The sequence below is a fragment of the Mesorhizobium sp. BAC0120 genome, from assembly GCF_033542235.1.
Lineage (GTDB): Bacteria > Pseudomonadota > Alphaproteobacteria > Rhizobiales > Rhizobiaceae > JAWRCU01.
Genome location: NZ_JAWRCU010000017.1, coordinates 23,749 through 37,865, shown reverse-complemented (window position 1 = coordinate 37,865; position 14,117 = coordinate 23,749). Strand labels below are relative to the sequence as shown.

At 62.2% G+C, this 14,117-nt stretch carries 11 protein-coding genes; 4 read left to right on the top strand and 7 right to left on the bottom strand.

Annotated features, from left to right (window positions below; all coding sequences use genetic code 11):
• Nucleotides 1-252 precede the first annotated feature (252 nt).
• The 5 genes from SAZ10_RS27390 to SAZ10_RS27370 all read right to left on the bottom strand — a co-directional run bounded on the left by SAZ10_RS27390 (nucleotide 253) and on the right by SAZ10_RS27370 (nucleotide 7,398).
• Nucleotides 253-1,332 carry an AraC family transcriptional regulator gene (locus tag SAZ10_RS27390; RefSeq protein ID WP_318612606.1) on the bottom strand — a complete coding sequence of 360 codons (1,080 nt, stop codon included), beginning with the start codon at nucleotides 1,330-1,332 and terminating at the stop codon, nucleotides 253-255.
• Nucleotides 1,333-1,513: 181 nt separating this feature from the next.
• The gene (locus SAZ10_RS27385) at nucleotides 1,514-3,358 is read right to left on the bottom strand and encodes an adenylate/guanylate cyclase domain-containing protein (RefSeq protein ID WP_318612605.1); all 1,845 of its coding nucleotides are present in this window, start codon (nucleotides 3,356-3,358) and stop codon (nucleotides 1,514-1,516) included.
• A 282-nt stretch (nucleotides 3,359-3,640) separates the two neighbouring features.
• Nucleotides 3,641-4,726 carry an ABC transporter ATP-binding protein gene (locus SAZ10_RS27380; RefSeq protein ID WP_318612604.1) on the bottom strand — a complete coding sequence of 362 codons (1,086 nt, stop codon included), beginning with the start codon at nucleotides 4,724-4,726 and terminating at the stop codon, nucleotides 3,641-3,643.
• Nucleotides 4,723-6,261, bottom strand: a complete 1,539-nt coding sequence (locus SAZ10_RS27375) for an iron ABC transporter permease (protein WP_318612691.1) — start codon at nucleotides 6,259-6,261, stop codon at nucleotides 4,723-4,725. The genes SAZ10_RS27380 and SAZ10_RS27375 overlap by 4 nt, the downstream gene beginning before the upstream one ends.
• Before the next feature lie 132 nt (nucleotides 6,262-6,393).
• The gene (locus SAZ10_RS27370; protein ID WP_318612603.1) at nucleotides 6,394-7,398 is read right to left on the bottom strand and encodes an iron ABC transporter substrate-binding protein; all 1,005 of its coding nucleotides are present in this window, start codon (nucleotides 7,396-7,398) and stop codon (nucleotides 6,394-6,396) included.
• 176 nt (nucleotides 7,399-7,574) lie between these two features.
• Here SAZ10_RS27370 and SAZ10_RS27365 point away from each other — a divergent pair, with 176 nt between their 5' ends.
• Together SAZ10_RS27365 and SAZ10_RS27360 are read left to right on the top strand one after the other, a co-directional pair.
• Complete coding sequence (locus SAZ10_RS27365; RefSeq protein ID WP_318612602.1) at nucleotides 7,575-8,252, top strand: winged helix-turn-helix domain-containing protein; 678 nt, start codon at nucleotides 7,575-7,577, stop codon at nucleotides 8,250-8,252.
• Nucleotides 8,239-9,594 (top strand): HAMP domain-containing sensor histidine kinase, encoded by a 1,356-nt coding sequence (locus SAZ10_RS27360; protein ID WP_318612601.1) that lies wholly within the window; start codon nucleotides 8,239-8,241, stop codon nucleotides 9,592-9,594. Before SAZ10_RS27365 ends, SAZ10_RS27360 begins: the two co-directional genes overlap by 14 nt.
• Before the next feature lie 34 nt (nucleotides 9,595-9,628).
• Here the strand turns inward: SAZ10_RS27360 and SAZ10_RS27355 are convergent, their stop codons facing one another.
• Nucleotides 9,629-10,414, bottom strand: a complete 786-nt coding sequence (locus SAZ10_RS27355) for a hypothetical protein (RefSeq protein ID WP_318612600.1) — start codon at nucleotides 10,412-10,414, stop codon at nucleotides 9,629-9,631.
• Nucleotides 10,415-10,756: 342 nt separating this feature from the next.
• On the opposite strand from SAZ10_RS27355, the gene SAZ10_RS27350 reads away from it, so the two are divergent.
• Together SAZ10_RS27350 and SAZ10_RS27345 are read left to right on the top strand one after the other, a co-directional pair.
• Nucleotides 10,757-10,984, top strand: coding sequence for a hypothetical protein (locus SAZ10_RS27350; protein ID WP_318612599.1), 228 nt, complete (start codon nucleotides 10,757-10,759; stop codon nucleotides 10,982-10,984).
• A gap of 355 nt (nucleotides 10,985-11,339) precedes the next feature.
• Nucleotides 11,340-12,422, top strand: a complete 1,083-nt coding sequence (locus SAZ10_RS27345; protein ID WP_318612598.1) for a glycosyltransferase family 2 protein — start codon at nucleotides 11,340-11,342, stop codon at nucleotides 12,420-12,422.
• Nucleotides 12,423-12,531: 109 nt separating this feature from the next.
• On the opposite strand, the gene SAZ10_RS27340 is transcribed toward SAZ10_RS27345, so the two are convergent.
• On the bottom strand, nucleotides 12,532-14,013 hold the full coding sequence (locus tag SAZ10_RS27340; protein WP_318612597.1) for an ArnT family glycosyltransferase: 1,482 nt from the start codon (nucleotides 14,011-14,013) through the stop codon (nucleotides 12,532-12,534).
• Nucleotides 14,014-14,117 lie beyond the last annotated feature (104 nt).

Sequence of the window (14,117 nt, the reverse complement as noted above, 5' to 3'; positions counted from 1 at the left end):
TCTTCGCGCACGGATACGAAACCATTGCTTCAGGAGACGGAGACGCCCCGCGCCTGACCCTGATGATCGCTTTTCGATTGGACAGCGGAAGGTTTTCAAGAACTATGTCGCTGACCGGCGCAAATGTGGCCCGGAGCGCAAGAAATGTGACCCTTGATGCAAATTTCGTTGAGGTTTCCCTAAAGAAGTTATGCGGCCGCTTTTCAGTAATTTCTAATGTAATACTACGTCGGCCATTGATTCTGTAAAGCTTTACCGCAGCTCGCGAATCCAGTGCCACATGTCCACGCCTTCCCTGTGTTGCTTGAACAGGCTGCGGCCCTCTGCAGCAAGAATCCGCATCTCCCGTGGTGTCATGCCGAAGGACCTGCGGAAGGCGCGGACAAAGCTCTTGCGATGGCTGAAGCCATAGCTCTCTGCGATTTCGGCGATGCTTCTGTGCCGCTGCTCGGGATCGACGAGCTCCGTTCGGCATCGGCGCAGCTTTTCCTCCTGGACATAGGAGGAAAAGCCGCCATAGGGCTCGAACAGATAATATAGTTTGCGCGTCGAGATGCCGTAGGCCGCAGCAATTGTCTCAGCGGTCAGATTCGGATCCAAGATGTGATCGCTCACATGCCTGCGGATATCCCCGGTCAGCGCCAACTGGACCGAGGCGGCATTCTCATCGGTTACCGCTGCATTGATCGCGGCGGCAGCCAGATCGACGGTCGGACGCACCACCGCCTCGGCGTCTTGCAGGCTCATGGACCGGGCACCCTCGTAGAGGCCCAAGAGATGATTGCGCAGCAATGCAAGCAACGGCACATTCCCCGAAATCACTCGGAGATTCTGCTCATCCGGCTGCCTTAGAAGCGGGGCGAGAACACTGCGCGGCACGGTGAGATTGAGACTGTCGAAGTCGGTGGTCACCGTCGCCTGCGCCTGCGCGAGATCCGACACGATCAAATCGCCGGGTCCGGCATGGCCGGCTGAACCGGCGTCCGGTCTGCCATGGCTCCCCTTCAGGCAGATTTGCAACGTGAGATGGTCGAGACCATCCCGCCCGATGCGAGCGCGCGAACGATCGAAGCTCTGCGCCACGCACGAGTAACTGGTCAGGACTATACTGCCAAAATGAAACGCCTCGGCCCGGAAGCGGAACGGGTCATCGGCCTTCTTGCGGAGCCGCACATCGTAGAAAACGTCCATGCTCTCCCGCCAAGCGGGAATAGCCTCCTCGACGGCTAGGCCTTCGACCGTCAGCACGGAATGCGGAAGCTTCAGCGCAGTGCTCGCCTTCTCCCCGGCATATCCGGAATCGCCCCCGTTCACCATGCCCTCTTCAACCATCCCGACCGGCGCAAGTCGGCGTTCAATAGAACTCAAATTTACGAAACTGGCAAATGCCCCGCGTGCAACAACCCTTAGCCAACCACGCAGGTTTCCGCTCGGGTCGAACTTGACGAATCGTCCCGCGACAGCACCGGGTCAAGCTTGTGATGTCTCCTCTGCATGCGGTCGATCGCCCACATCATTCGGGCACGCCGGCAATGCCCAAAGCCTCCAAGTAACGCTCTCCGAACGCCTTGTCCCGCCACGGATTGATCTGCCGCTGCAAGGAAAGCGTGTAGGTCGGGAACGCCTCCATCAGCTGCCCAGCCGCCGACCGCGCCTCGTCCAGCCGGTCCAATCCAACCAGCGCCCCGATCACCACCCGGTGAGAGGAGCCGTAATTCGGCATTTCGCGCAGCGCGCGCTCTCCCCATGCCAGAGCTTCCTCGTAGCGCTCGAGCATCAGGTAGCTCATCCCGATGCCGGACAGCGCAATGCCTTTCTCGGGGTCGACCGGGCTCAGGCGCATTGCCCTGTGAAAGTGCTCGATCGCCACGAGCGCGCGGCCGGAATGGGCGTTCACCCAGCCGCTGCCCGTATAGCCCTGCGCCGAATTGGGGTTTAGGAGCAGGGAGCGTTCGATGGCGTCCAGCGCCGTCTCGTAATCCTTGGCGCTGTAGGCGATCACCTGCGCGGCGAAGCGCAGGCTGGTCGGATCGTCGCGCGCTTCCGCCAGCACCTCGCGTGCCATACGCACGGCGACCCGGATATCGTCGGGCTCGTGCCAGCACTGGCTCACGGACAGGCTTCGGATATAGGCGCCCAACGCCTTCGCCAGGATGAAGCCGGTATCGATACTGAGCGCCTCGTTGGTGAGCCAGCGCACATCGGCAAAGCCTTCGCGCGTCATGCTGTAGAAGCGCGGCAGCGCACGCAGATAAAGGTCGTACGCGCTGATGTAGCTGGTCGGTTTCGTGCGCGCCTGCTTGATCTCCTCCAGCCGGATGCTCGGTTCTACGGCGCCAACAACGCTCTCGGCCACTTTGTCCTGAAGATCGAAGATGTCGCTCACGTCGCCATCGAAGCGGTCGCCCCAGACATGGTGTCCGCTGACCGCATCCACCAGTTGGCCCACGATGCGCACTCGCGACCCCGCCTTCCGGATGCTGCCCTCGAGCACGTAACGGACGCCGAGCTCACGGGCGACCTGGCGCACGTCCACCGCCCGGCCCTTGTAGGTGAAGGAGGAGTTGCGAGCGATGACAAAGAAGGATTTCACCCGGCTCAATGCCGTGATGATGTCCTCCACCAGTCCGTCGGCGAAATATTCCTGCTCGTGGTCACCGCTCATGTTGGTAAACGGCAAGACCGCTATCGAGGGCTTCTCCGGGAGCGGAGGTGGCGCAGCGACCGAGGCGCCGGTCTCGATGCTGTAGGCGCGCACGAGCCGCCCGATATTCTTGAGACGCAGCTCGCCGAGCGGGGTGAAGCTGCAGTCGAGCTTGCCTTGAAGGTGATCGTAGGCCGTCCCCGAGACGACAACGGCGCCTGGATCGGCGATGCCCTCGAGCCGGGCGGCGATGTTGACGCCGTCGCCGTAAAGGTCGCCATCCTCCTCGCAGACCACGTCCCCGAGATTGATCCCGATGCGATAGCGGATCCGCTCTTGCTCAGGCGTGTCCGCCTCGCGCTCCGCCACGGCCTGCTGGATCGCGATCGCCGAGGTCACGGCGTTGACGACGCTCGCGAACTCACACAGCATGCCGTCGCCGGTGAGCTTGACGATGCGTCCCTGGTGCTCGGCGACCAGCGGCTCCACGACGCCCTTGCGATATGTCTTGAGCCGCTCGAGCGTGCCGCCCTCATCGCGCTCCGTCAGGCGCGAATAGCCGACCACGTCGCAGGCCAGGATCGCCGCGAGGCGGCGTTGCGCCGTCACTGCACCGCCCGGCCAGGCACTTGCCTGCGAGCCGCCCCGTACCTGTGGCCCCCAAACTTCCAGATTCCCCCCAACGTCCAGACGCCCCATATGCATGGCATCCATTCTCTCCCAATCGCTGCCCCTCTCCTGCGCGGAAAGGAGAACGGAGCTTCAGCCTGCCTTCACGAGGTTCGCTATTTCGCCTGCGCGCCACAGAGCGACCCGATCAGCTCTGCCGACAGCGGCTACATGCGGCGCTCCCACGCCGCTCCGGTTAAAAGCCCACACGGCGCCATCCGGAGGCCGGGAATATTCCCTGCCCGTGTAACGGGCTGACGCCACCGGAGCGGTGCTTTTGTCACCGTCATGTATCGGCAGGCACGACTGATGCGTATCGTCAGTTACCTACACGAACACATGGGCCTTTGCCGCGATCGACAGCCGCACGACGTCGCCGACCGACAGCCCATTCGGACCCGGCTTCTTCAGGGTGACTGGAGCACTACCGATTGCCGCAACATCAGGCAGCCCCGGGCTGTTGAGCAGACCGACCGTCACGGTGGATATCGCGCCGGCGAATTCCACCTGTCGCACTTCCGCAAAAACCGTACCTGGCTCGGCACCGGCAATCTCTCCCGACACTGCAGGCTCCAGGGAAATCTGTTCGGGCCGCAGCATGATACGGGCTGCTTTGCGCGATTCTGTCACGTCCACGGCGACGCGGCCGAGCGGCGTCAGCGCGACGCCGTCGGCGATGGTCGCCGGCAGCACAAGCGCATCCCCAAGGAACTCGGCCACCATCCTGTCCTTAGGCTTCAGGTAGACGTCGCGAGGCGTCCCTACCTGCGAGAATTTGCCTTCGTGCATTACAGCGACCTGATCGGCGAAGGACAGCGCCTCGCCTTGGTCATGCGTCACCAGGATTGTCGCGATGCCCGCCGACTCCAGCAGCTCCGCGACTGCTTTGCGCATTGAAGACCTCAGTCCGGTGTCCAAGGCCGAAAAAGGCTCATCAAGCAACATCAGCCTCGGCTTCGAGGCCATGGCGCGGGCCAGCGCCACCCTTTGCTGCTGCCCGCCGGAAAGCTGATGAGGCCGCCGCTTCAGGATCGCTCCGTCGAGCCCGACCGTGTAGGCGAGTTCAGCGATCCTTTTTTCCCGGGCCGCATCCCGACGGTCGAGCCCGAAGCCGATATTGTCGGCCACCGTCAGGTGGGGAAACAGAGCCCCGTCCTGGGATACGAGGCCGATGCCGCGAAGATGCGCCGGGATGCTGTTATTGCCTTTGGCCAGTATCAATCCGTCGATGGCGATCGTGCCGCTATCGGGAGCGTCGAAGCCTGCGACCAGCCTCAGCAACGTCGTCTTGCCGCATCCCGACGGACCGACGATCGCCGTACGGCTCCCCTGCTGCACGTCGAGATCGATACCGTCAAGTGCGGCGACCGCGCCGTAGCGCCGCTTGAGGTCTCTCAATTCCAGAAAACTCATTGCCCAGCCATTCGCTTGGATTGGACGTGTAGCAGCCAGGTAAAGGGCAGCGAAATCAAAACCATGATCAGCGCATATGGCGCAGCGCCGGCATAGTCGAGTTCGCCGCTCAGCGCCCAGAAACCCATGGCCAGCGTCCGCGTCCCTGTCGGCGCCAACATCTGCGTGGCCGTGAGCTCATTCATGATGCCGAGCGACGACAAGGCCATGCTCGCTGCGGCGCCGGGTGCCGCCAGGCGGATCGTCGTCGCCCAGAGCGCCCGCGCCGGCGAGCGGCCAAGACTGCCTGCTGCCTGCTCCAGTTCCACCGGGGCTTGTGCGATCGACGCGCGCAGGCTGACCAGCGCGCGCGGCAGGAACATCAGCCCGTAGGAAAGCAGTATCGTCGTCATGGTCTGGTAGAGAGGGAAGGCCACGCGCACGGTGATCGTCACCAACGCCAACGCCACCACCGCACCCGGCAGCGAGCCGACGATGTAGTTGGTGTGCTCGAGCGCACGCTGCAGCCGCCCCGGCGCCCGGATCGACAGCCACGCCATGGGAATGGCCATCAGCGTGGTCAGCAGGCCGCCCAGGACCGCCAGCAAGGTGGTCTGGACGAGCGCAAGGCCGATGGCGTCGAGCCGCCAGATCGAAGCGCCGCCGATGGCCAGCCAGCGGCCGATCGTCAAAAGCGGGACGCCGAGCGACAGAATGACAACGAACGCCATCGTGAGCAGGCAGGGTATCGTCATGGCACCGAGGCGCGCACGCTGAGCATGGCGGGCGGCGCCGGAGCCAACGCGCGAATAGCGCGCATTGCCCCGCAGCATCGCCTCAAGGGCCAGCAGCACCAGGCAGCAGGCCACGAGAACACCCGCCAGCATGGTCGCCGCCGGACCGTTGAAAGTCGACTGGAATTGATCGACGATGGCCGTGGTGAACGTGTCGAAGCGGACGAACACGTAGAGGCCGTACTCGGCGAGCAGATGCAGGCCCACCAGCAGCGCGCCCCCGCACAGCGCCACGCGCAATTGGGGCACCACCACGCGCAGGAAGACGCGCCATGGCCCGAAGCCGAGCGAAGCGGCGGCATCCTCGAGCGCCGGATCGAGCCTGCGGAATGTGGCGGCTACGGGCAGATAGAGAAAGGGAAAATAGGCGACGACCGAGATTAGAACGCCGGCAAACGGGCCCTCCAGGCCCGGTATCAGTGTCACCCAGGCGTAACTGTGCACAAAGGCAGGAACGGCGAGCGGCGCGATGCAAAACCACGCCCAGACGCGCCTTCCCGGAAGGTCGCTGCGTTCGGTCAGCCAGGCCAGCAAAATGGCCAGCGCCATTGACACCGGCACTGCGAAAAGAACGAGCCGCGCCGTGTTCCATAAAAGCTCGGCGACGCGCGGACGGAAAATAAGCGAAGCAGACGTCTTCCAGCCGGTCTGCCAGGCGATCCAGACGATGAAGCCGACCGGCACCACCGCAAATAGGGAGACGAGCGTTGCACTCACCTGCATCCAGGGCACGTGATGCGCGGCGCTGTGCGGCTTCGCCATCCAGCGCGCGGCCTCAAAGGATTCGTGGGTTGACGTCTGTGCCATCTCAAAAAGCTTGCTCCCGCGAGAGCGCCTCTCCCGGGAGCGTCACAGACAATCCTGTTAATTGCACTCAGGTATCAGGACAAGCTCTCAGAGCAGGCCCGCCTCCGTCATCAGGTCGGTGACCTTCTTGCTGTTCAGGTTGCCAGGCTCGACTTTCGGCGCCTGGAGCTCTTTCAGGGGCACGAGCGCGGGATTGGATTCCGCGCCATTGCCGACGGCATATTCGTAGGATGTGCCTGTCTTGAGGATTTCCTGGCCGGCTTTGCCCGTGATCCATTTGATAAAGGCCTGCGCCTCTTTCGGATGCTTGCTGGAGGCGAGCACGCCTGCGCCCGAGACCGAGACGAATGCACCGGGATCTTCGTTCTTGAAATAATGGAGGTCTATATTGCCGCTGTTTTCGCCTGTCTTGGCCCGATCGCCGAAGAAATAGTAGTGATAAATAACGCCTCCGTCGATCTCGCCCGCATTGACCGCCTTCATCACCGTGCTGTTGCCGCGGTAGGCCCTGAAGTTCTCCTTCATCCCCTTCAACCAGTTGGCAGCAGCCTGCTCGCCCTTCAGTTCGAGCAGTGCGCCGACGATGGCCTGGAAATCAGCGCCCGAGGGCGACGCCGCCCAGCGCCCCTTCCAGCTCGGATCGGCAAGATCTAGCAGCGACTTGGGCAGCTGGTCGGCGGTCAGCCTATCTTTGTTGTAGACAAAGACGGTGCTGCGCGCCGCGATGCCGGTCCAGTGTCCATTGGCGGGCCGGTATTGTTCGGGAACCTGCGCCAGCGTATCGGTATCGAGCTCTGCGAACAAGCCGGCGCCGTCGACCAGCGCCATGGCAGGCGAATTCTCGGTCAGAAACACATCGGCGGGCGATGCCGCGCCTTCCGCGACGATCTGGTTGCCGAATTCGGTATCGCTCCCCTGGCGCAGCGTCACTTTGATGCCGGTCTCCCTGGTGAAGCCGTCCACCCACTCCTTGGTCAGGCTCTCATGCTGAGCGTTGTAGACGACGATGCCGTCCGAGTCCTGGGCGAAGGCGGCGGTGGCAATCAGTGCAAGCGCGAGCGTACCGGCAACTCGGTGGATCACGTGTCTCATGGGGAGCTCCATGCTGATGGTGCGGAAGGGAGGTGCTGAACTACAGATACATGACTATCATTGTCAAGTTATGCCGAGCTCATGCCGATCCAAGCGCACCTTACGAATTGTTATATTGCCGTTCACGATGGCATAGTCTCCGATAGTCGGATGCCCGCACATTCTCAGCCCCAGCAATGCGCATTCTGCTCATAGAAGACGACAGAAAGACCGCCAGCTACATAGCGAAGGGCTTTGCAGAAGCCGGCCACCTCTGCGACATCATCGTGAGCGGCCGGCAGGCTCTCGTCCAGGCAACACACGAGGCATACGATGTCTTCGTCATCGATCGCATGCTGCCGGAGCTGGACGGCCTCTCTCTCGTCAAGGCAGTGCGCGCCGCGGGCGTCAAGGTTCCCGCGCTGTTCCTCACCGCTATCGGGGGCGTCGACGACCGGGTCGAGGGCCTCGAGGCCGGCGCCGACGACTATCTGGTCAAGCCATTTGCTTTCTCCGAGCTTCTGGCCCGCGTGAACGCGCTTGGCAGGCGCCCGCCCGTACAGGACCAGAAGATAGTGCTCAGGACTGCTGACCTGGAAATGGACCTGATCAGGCGCACTGTGATGCGTGGAGGCACGCCTGTCGAATTGCAGCCGCGGGAATTCGCGCTGCTCGAGGTCCTGATGCGCAACGAAGGCCGGGTCATGACGCGGACCATGCTTCTCGAACGGGTTTGGGACATCCACTTCGACCCCAAGACCAGCGTGGTCGAGACGCATATCAGCCGGCTGCGGGCGAAGATCGACAGGCCATTTTCCGTGCAACTCCTGCACACGATCCGCAATACTGGCTATAGCCTGCATGCGCCGCGCTAGCCTCCTGCGCAGCACGCCTTTCCGCCTGGCGCTCATTGCGGCGATGCTCTTCATCGCAGCCTTCACGATCGCCAGCTTCTTCGCTGTCCGGTCGATCAGGCAGGAACTGGCTCACAAGTTGGATCGATCGATCACCGATACCTATGCGGTCGTGGCGGCTACCTATGCTCCTCAAGACATCGAGGATCTGGTCAATACGGTCGATGCGTATGTCATAGCTGACCAGGATGGCGACCAGATCTTCCTCTTGACCGGACCCGACGGCGCCAAATTGGCAGGCAATGTGCCCGCCGAACCGGTTCCGGCCGGATGGGCTACGGTCGCGCGCCCCAAATTTGGTCTGTCCCGGAACGAGCCATATCGGGTTTTCACCGGAGAGTTCGACGGCTATCGGCTGCTTGTGGGAATGAGCGAAGCTGACATGAGCGAGATCAACGAGATCGCACTGACCAGCTTCGCCTCGGCTGCAGCCATCGTGATTGCGCTTGCCCTTGCTGGCGGTGCTCTTCTTGCCATCAGAGTGCAGCAGCGCATGCAGGCCATCGTTGCCACTATGAGTCGAGTGTCGGAAGGCGAACTCTCCGCACGCATTCCCCTCTCGGGCAATGGCGATGATATCGACATCCTCGCCACACAGGTCAACGCCGCTCTGGAGCGATTGGCGACGCTGTTCGAGAGCATGCGGCAGGTCAGCGTCGACATCGCTCACGATCTCAAGACCCCACTCAATCGCCTGAAGCTGGTGATCGAGGACGCCGTCAAAAGTCAGGCAAGGGGCGAGAATATCGCTCCCCAGCTCGCAGACGCGAAAGCGGAAAGCGACCACATCAACGCGACCTTCGACGCGTTGCTCAGGATCGCGCAGATCGAATCCGGAGTGAGGAAATCTCGTTTCGGCCCCGTGAATCTGGCTGGGGTCGTCACGGATATCTGCGAGATCTACGCTGATGTCGCCGACGAGGAAGGCAAGTCGCTGAAGATCCGCATCGAGGAGGCTACCGTCCTCGGGGATCGCGAGCTTCTCGTCCAGCTTTTCTCCAACCTGGTCGAGAATGCGATCCGGCACACGCCCGCTGGGACAGACATCGGAATCGAAATCACATGGGGGGGTGGCAACGTCGTGGCGTCAGTGGCAGACAGCGGCCCGGGGATTCCCCCCGACGAGCGGGAGAAGGTTCTGCGTCGGCTCTATCGCCTTGAAAAGAGCCGGACGAGCCCCGGTTCGGGGCTCGGCCTCAGTCTCGTGAAGGCAATTGCCGAGTTGCATGGCGCAACCCTCGAACTCGGCGACAACATGCCGGGATTGCGCGTCGTCCTGAAATTCCCGGCGGCTCAAAGCTGAAGGCTGGACCTTCAGCTCGACCTCACGCAAGGCGCTATACCTCCGGCTCAGCCTCCGCCATGGTCTCGTCGTCGCTGCTGATCGTCGCATAGACGACGATGGCGACAATGGCAGCGAGGAACAGGAAGCTGGTGCCAATCGTGCCGAAGCCGAGCCCGCCATTTTCGATGGGTTGCGAAAGCAGGTCGCCGAACGAAGCTCCGAGTGGCCGTGTAAAGATATAGGCCAGCCAGAAGGCAAGGATGCTGTCGAGGCCGATGAAGTACGCAAAGCCGATTGCTGCAATCACCCCGGCAAAGATCAGGCCGCTGGAGAGGTAACCGAGGTCGAGCTGCTCGGCGAGCAGGTCGCCGGCGGCGGTGCCGAGCGAAAAGGTGAACAGGATCGCCAGCCAGTAGAACACCTCACGCCGCGTCGTGAAGATCGTGTGGATCGACAGTGTTCCCTCACACGCGTACCAGACGATGAACGTCGCCACCAGCGTGACCGTGAACCAGGCCGTCGACGTCACCAGCGCAATGCCGAGATTGTCGGTGAGGTTGTCGGTGATCAGCGTGCCGACGATGCTGATCAGCACCACTGCCAGCCAGTAGGTCCATGGTACGTAGCGCTTCTGGGCAAACTGCAGGATTAGCGCGACGACCAGCACGCCGGTCATGATGAGGGAGGTCGTCGTCAACCCCAAGCCGAGATTCATAGAGAGATAATCGGCGGCGGTTTCGCCTACAGTCACCGCCATGAGCTTGATCAGCCAGAAGTCGATGGTGACCTCCGGCACGCGGTTGAGGCGCGCCGTTCCGCGCTTCAGCATCGGATCCATGATGATACCTCTCCAAGGCGGGGAGTCTTCGAACCGTCGCTCCCGGCCTCGGCTCTAGCGACCAACCTATTCGGCAGCCTTTCTCGGCTCATACGCTTTCGTAAGGTTCGCGGCCGATGTCGGACCGTCGGCGCAGATGACAGGTAGCCGCCACGACGGTGCGTCGCCGAGATCAGGATGCCTCGGTTGCTCCAGAGCGAGTTCGCGAGGAGCCTTACTTTGCCGCGTGCAGTGAGGTTACCAAACCGTAATCTTTCGGCAAGGGCGCAGACAGATCGCCGGCCAATAGTGATGGTGAACGGTGCCCCCGACGGGGAACCTTGCAAGTTGGAGGAATAGGACATGCCCAGAAAACTTCTGCCCGCATTGCTGGCGATGCTGCTCGCAGCCGCCCCCGCCCTTGCAGCGACCGAATACTTTGTCGCTCAAAAGCCAACCAACAAGACTTGTTCCGTTGTTAGGGCAAAACCTGACGGCAAAAGCGCAATGATGATCGGAACGTCCTCGTACAAGACCGAAGCCATGGCGAAGGCCGCGATGACGAAAGCGCCCGAGTGTCAGAAGAAGTAGATCCTTGCTGCGTCCAGCCCAGCGTATGAAGATGCCCGCGGGCTGATGGTGCTGCTCTTCGAGAATTACGGTCACCGCACTATGGGTGAGCTGAAAGCTGCCTGACCGCTGCACTCCGGAGCGAGCGATAGCTAGCGTTACGGAAGGCGGAATATGGAGATGTGGCTTGCCAGCGCGGTCGTGATCCACGACAGTGTCGGCGCGCTCGTTTCCGACAAAGCAGCCGAAATCCTTCCGATCCGGCCTTGGCCTCGACTTCGAGGTTTACCAAATCGTATGCACGCCGGAAGCCTGCCATAAAGTGCCCTTACCAGATCGAGGCCGAATCACCTCGTCGCCCACACTGTCTTTGGTTATGCCTGGCTCGGAAATCTCGATCATCGTTCCGACATATAATGAAGCACGCAATATCGAGCCTCTGGTGGGTCGATTGGCAGCCGCGCTCCCTGGCCTTGATTGGGAGGTGCTCTTTGTCGACGACAATTCGCCTGACGGCACGGCCGACGTCGTGCGTGCAGTGTCCCGCAGGGACGATCGGGTACGCCTCGTCCTGCGTTTCGCCGACCGAGGCCTCGCCAAAGCGAGCATCCAAGGGCTGCTCTCCGCGAACGGCGAAGTGCTTTGCGTGATGGATGGCGACGGCCAGCACGATCCGGCCGTCATCGAGAGCTTGATTGAACCGCTTCGCAAGGCCGAGGCCGATGTCGTCAGTGCCGCGCGACGATTGAGCGTAGGGCTTGACGCATCGGTGTTAGCTCCGGTGCGGACGCGCCTCTCCTTGATCGGCAACCGCCTCAGCAATCTCGTGCTGGGGCGCGACGTTGCCGACCCGCTCACGGGATTCTTCGCAATCCGGCGCGACGCCTTTCTCAGCGTGGCGCCTTCGCTCGGCGATCCAGGATTCAAGCTGCTGCTCGACATACTGTCCAGCGACCACAAACTCCGGCACCGTGAAGTGCCGTTTGATTTCGGCGCGCGCATGCACGGAGAATCGAAGCTCGATTCATTCGTGGCCTGGCAGTTCGCGACCTATCTCTTGAGCAGGCTGACGAACGGCATCGTGCCCGCGAGCCTGATTTCGTTCCTGATTGTCGGTGGCAGCGGGGTGTTCGTGCATCTGGCCGTGCTCTACCTGGCGCTCGCCGCAACCGGCAGCTTTGCGCTTTCGCAAGGGCTTGCCGCCCTGGCGGCGGTCACAAGCAACTTTCTGCTCAACAACCGCCTGACTTTCCGCGACCGGCGGCTGAAAGGAATTCGGCTCGCTTCCGGCTACCTGAAGTTTCTGCTCGTGTCGTCGGTCGGCGTGCTCGCCAACGTCTCCTTTGCAAGCTTCACTTATGAGAATATCGGCCACATCGCGTTCGTGGCTGCCCTTGCGGGCATCGCACTCGACACGCTCTGGAAGTTCGTCATCTCGAGCAGGATCGTCTGGAAGTAACTGGATCCCGCATAGAAGGGGGTTCGTTTTCTTAGAGCAGGACGAATTGTGCCGGACTCGTTCCTCCTGATCTAGCTGCCCAACACCTGCGCTACCCAACACATGCGGCTCAACGTGGAACCACTTCGTAGAGGCCTAAACGCCTCTCTCCAATTATGGCGTGCAGGATAAGCGTCACGTCGTTCCGACGGGCCGCAAAATTCTCGGCGCCTGGCAGGTCGATGAGGAGAAACGAGGGCGCGGGCAAGGATGCGAGATCGGGATAGGGAATGTAGCGCACCGGCCGATCGAGGTAGGCAAGGGGCGCGTCGTTCAGCCGGAGCGGCGCAAAGATGACATAGGGCTTCGACCTGGTCGCCTCTTCGATGACCCTTGCGGCTATACGGGACCCGGCGAACCGGTCGGGGAAGAGTGGAGCGACGATCCAGCCCCAGACGACCTGATAGACGACCAAGCCGGAGAGTATCACGAGCGCTGCGCGCGACAGGATCGATCGCCGTACCGTCAGGCGGTCGAACGCAAGTCCGGCCAGGGCCGCTATGGCCGGTAGTGCCGGCATTGCGTAGCGGGTTTTTGCGCCGGGCCATAGCGCCAGCGCCAACAGCGCGATGCCTACATAGAGCGCCAGCGCAAGAACCAGCGTCCTATCGCGCGGGCCGATGTCGAGCGATTCCTTGCGCCTGATCCAGGCGAGCAAGAGCGGTGCCATCAACAGCAAGCCGGGCAGGAAGGCGATCAGGATTTCCGCAAAATGAAGTCGCTCGATGAAGTAGCCATTCCCGCCATCCTCGGTTGCCGTGTCGGCAAGCCGCATGTAGACGAGAAGCTGGTTGGCGTCGGCGGCGTCGGTGGCAGCGACATACCAGGCGCCCAGAATGCCCAGGCTGATGATACCCGCCAGCGCATAGCCGGGAAGCTGCCGCCAATCGCGTTTGACGAGGATGAAGGCGCCGACGCCGAGCGGGAAGAATGCGGCCGGCTGCGGTCCCTTGCAGAGTGCAGTCGCTGCGAGCAGCAGGCCGATCGCCAGCCAGCGCAAGAGGCCGACGTGGCCGGCCTCGTAACCCTTCCACCAGACGACGAATGCAGCGAACCCGAACGCCGTCACCAGGGTGTCGGCCTCCGCCGTGACCACCTTTTGCAGGATGGCTGGGCTGAACAGAAAGCAGAGCGCGGCGACCATGGTGGCACTCCGCGACACGCGCTCGCGCAGGAGCCACGACAGCAGCAGAGCTACCGAAAACAGTGCTGCGACCGTCGGGAGCCGCGCCGATATCTGCGATACGCCGCCGAGCGGGATCGAAATCGCTGCAATGATCCACGACTGCATCACCGGTCGTTCGACCCAGCGCGCCCCGAAGAGTTCCGGGACATACCAGGGATCGCCCGTCAGCGCATCCTTGGCGAGCGCGGCGGTCAGGCCTTCTTCGTAGTGGTATGCACGAATGCTGATCAGCGGGAATACCATCACCGCCACGATCAGCGCGAGTAACGCTCCGTCCCCCAAGCGCACCCGGCCGAGCCAGGCGACAAATCGTTCGGCGACGGCACCATTGGCTACGTCGCGGAGGAAAGTTGATGAAGTCGGCATGTTCGAACTCAAAGCCCCGCACGTGTCGCCCACCAGCGGGCCAAAGGGACCTAGCCCAAGGGGCTTTGGCAAGACAAGAACGCGAACCTTGTAAAACCGTATAT

What these genes read in the sequence shown, in the direction of transcription:
- SAZ10_RS27390 (WP_318612606.1), bottom strand. Translation starts at nt 1,332, where the DNA reads ATGGTTGAAGAGGGCATGGTGAACGGGGGCGATTCCGGATATGCCGGG.
- SAZ10_RS27385 (WP_318612605.1), bottom strand. Translation starts at nt 3,358, where the DNA reads ATGGATGCCATGCATATGGGGCGTCTGGACGTTGGGGGGAATCTGGAA.
- SAZ10_RS27380 (WP_318612604.1), bottom strand. Translation starts at nt 4,726, where the DNA reads ATGAGTTTTCTGGAATTGAGAGACCTCAAGCGGCGCTACGGCGCGGTC.
- SAZ10_RS27375 (WP_318612691.1), bottom strand. Translation starts at nt 6,261, where the DNA reads ATGGCGAAGCCGCACAGCGCCGCGCATCACGTGCCCTGGATGCAGGTG.
- SAZ10_RS27370 (WP_318612603.1), bottom strand. Translation starts at nt 7,398, where the DNA reads ATGAGACACGTGATCCACCGAGTTGCCGGTACGCTCGCGCTTGCACTG.
- SAZ10_RS27365 (WP_318612602.1), top strand. Translation starts at nt 7,575, where the DNA reads ATGCGCATTCTGCTCATAGAAGACGACAGAAAGACCGCCAGCTACATA.
- SAZ10_RS27360 (WP_318612601.1), top strand. Translation starts at nt 8,239, where the DNA reads ATGCGCCGCGCTAGCCTCCTGCGCAGCACGCCTTTCCGCCTGGCGCTC.
- SAZ10_RS27355 (WP_318612600.1), bottom strand. Translation starts at nt 10,414, where the DNA reads ATGGATCCGATGCTGAAGCGCGGAACGGCGCGCCTCAACCGCGTGCCG.
- SAZ10_RS27350 (WP_318612599.1), top strand. Translation starts at nt 10,757, where the DNA reads ATGCCCAGAAAACTTCTGCCCGCATTGCTGGCGATGCTGCTCGCAGCC.
- SAZ10_RS27345 (WP_318612598.1), top strand. Translation starts at nt 11,340, where the DNA reads ATGCCTGGCTCGGAAATCTCGATCATCGTTCCGACATATAATGAAGCA.
- SAZ10_RS27340 (WP_318612597.1), bottom strand. Translation starts at nt 14,013, where the DNA reads ATGCCGACTTCATCAACTTTCCTCCGCGACGTAGCCAATGGTGCCGTC.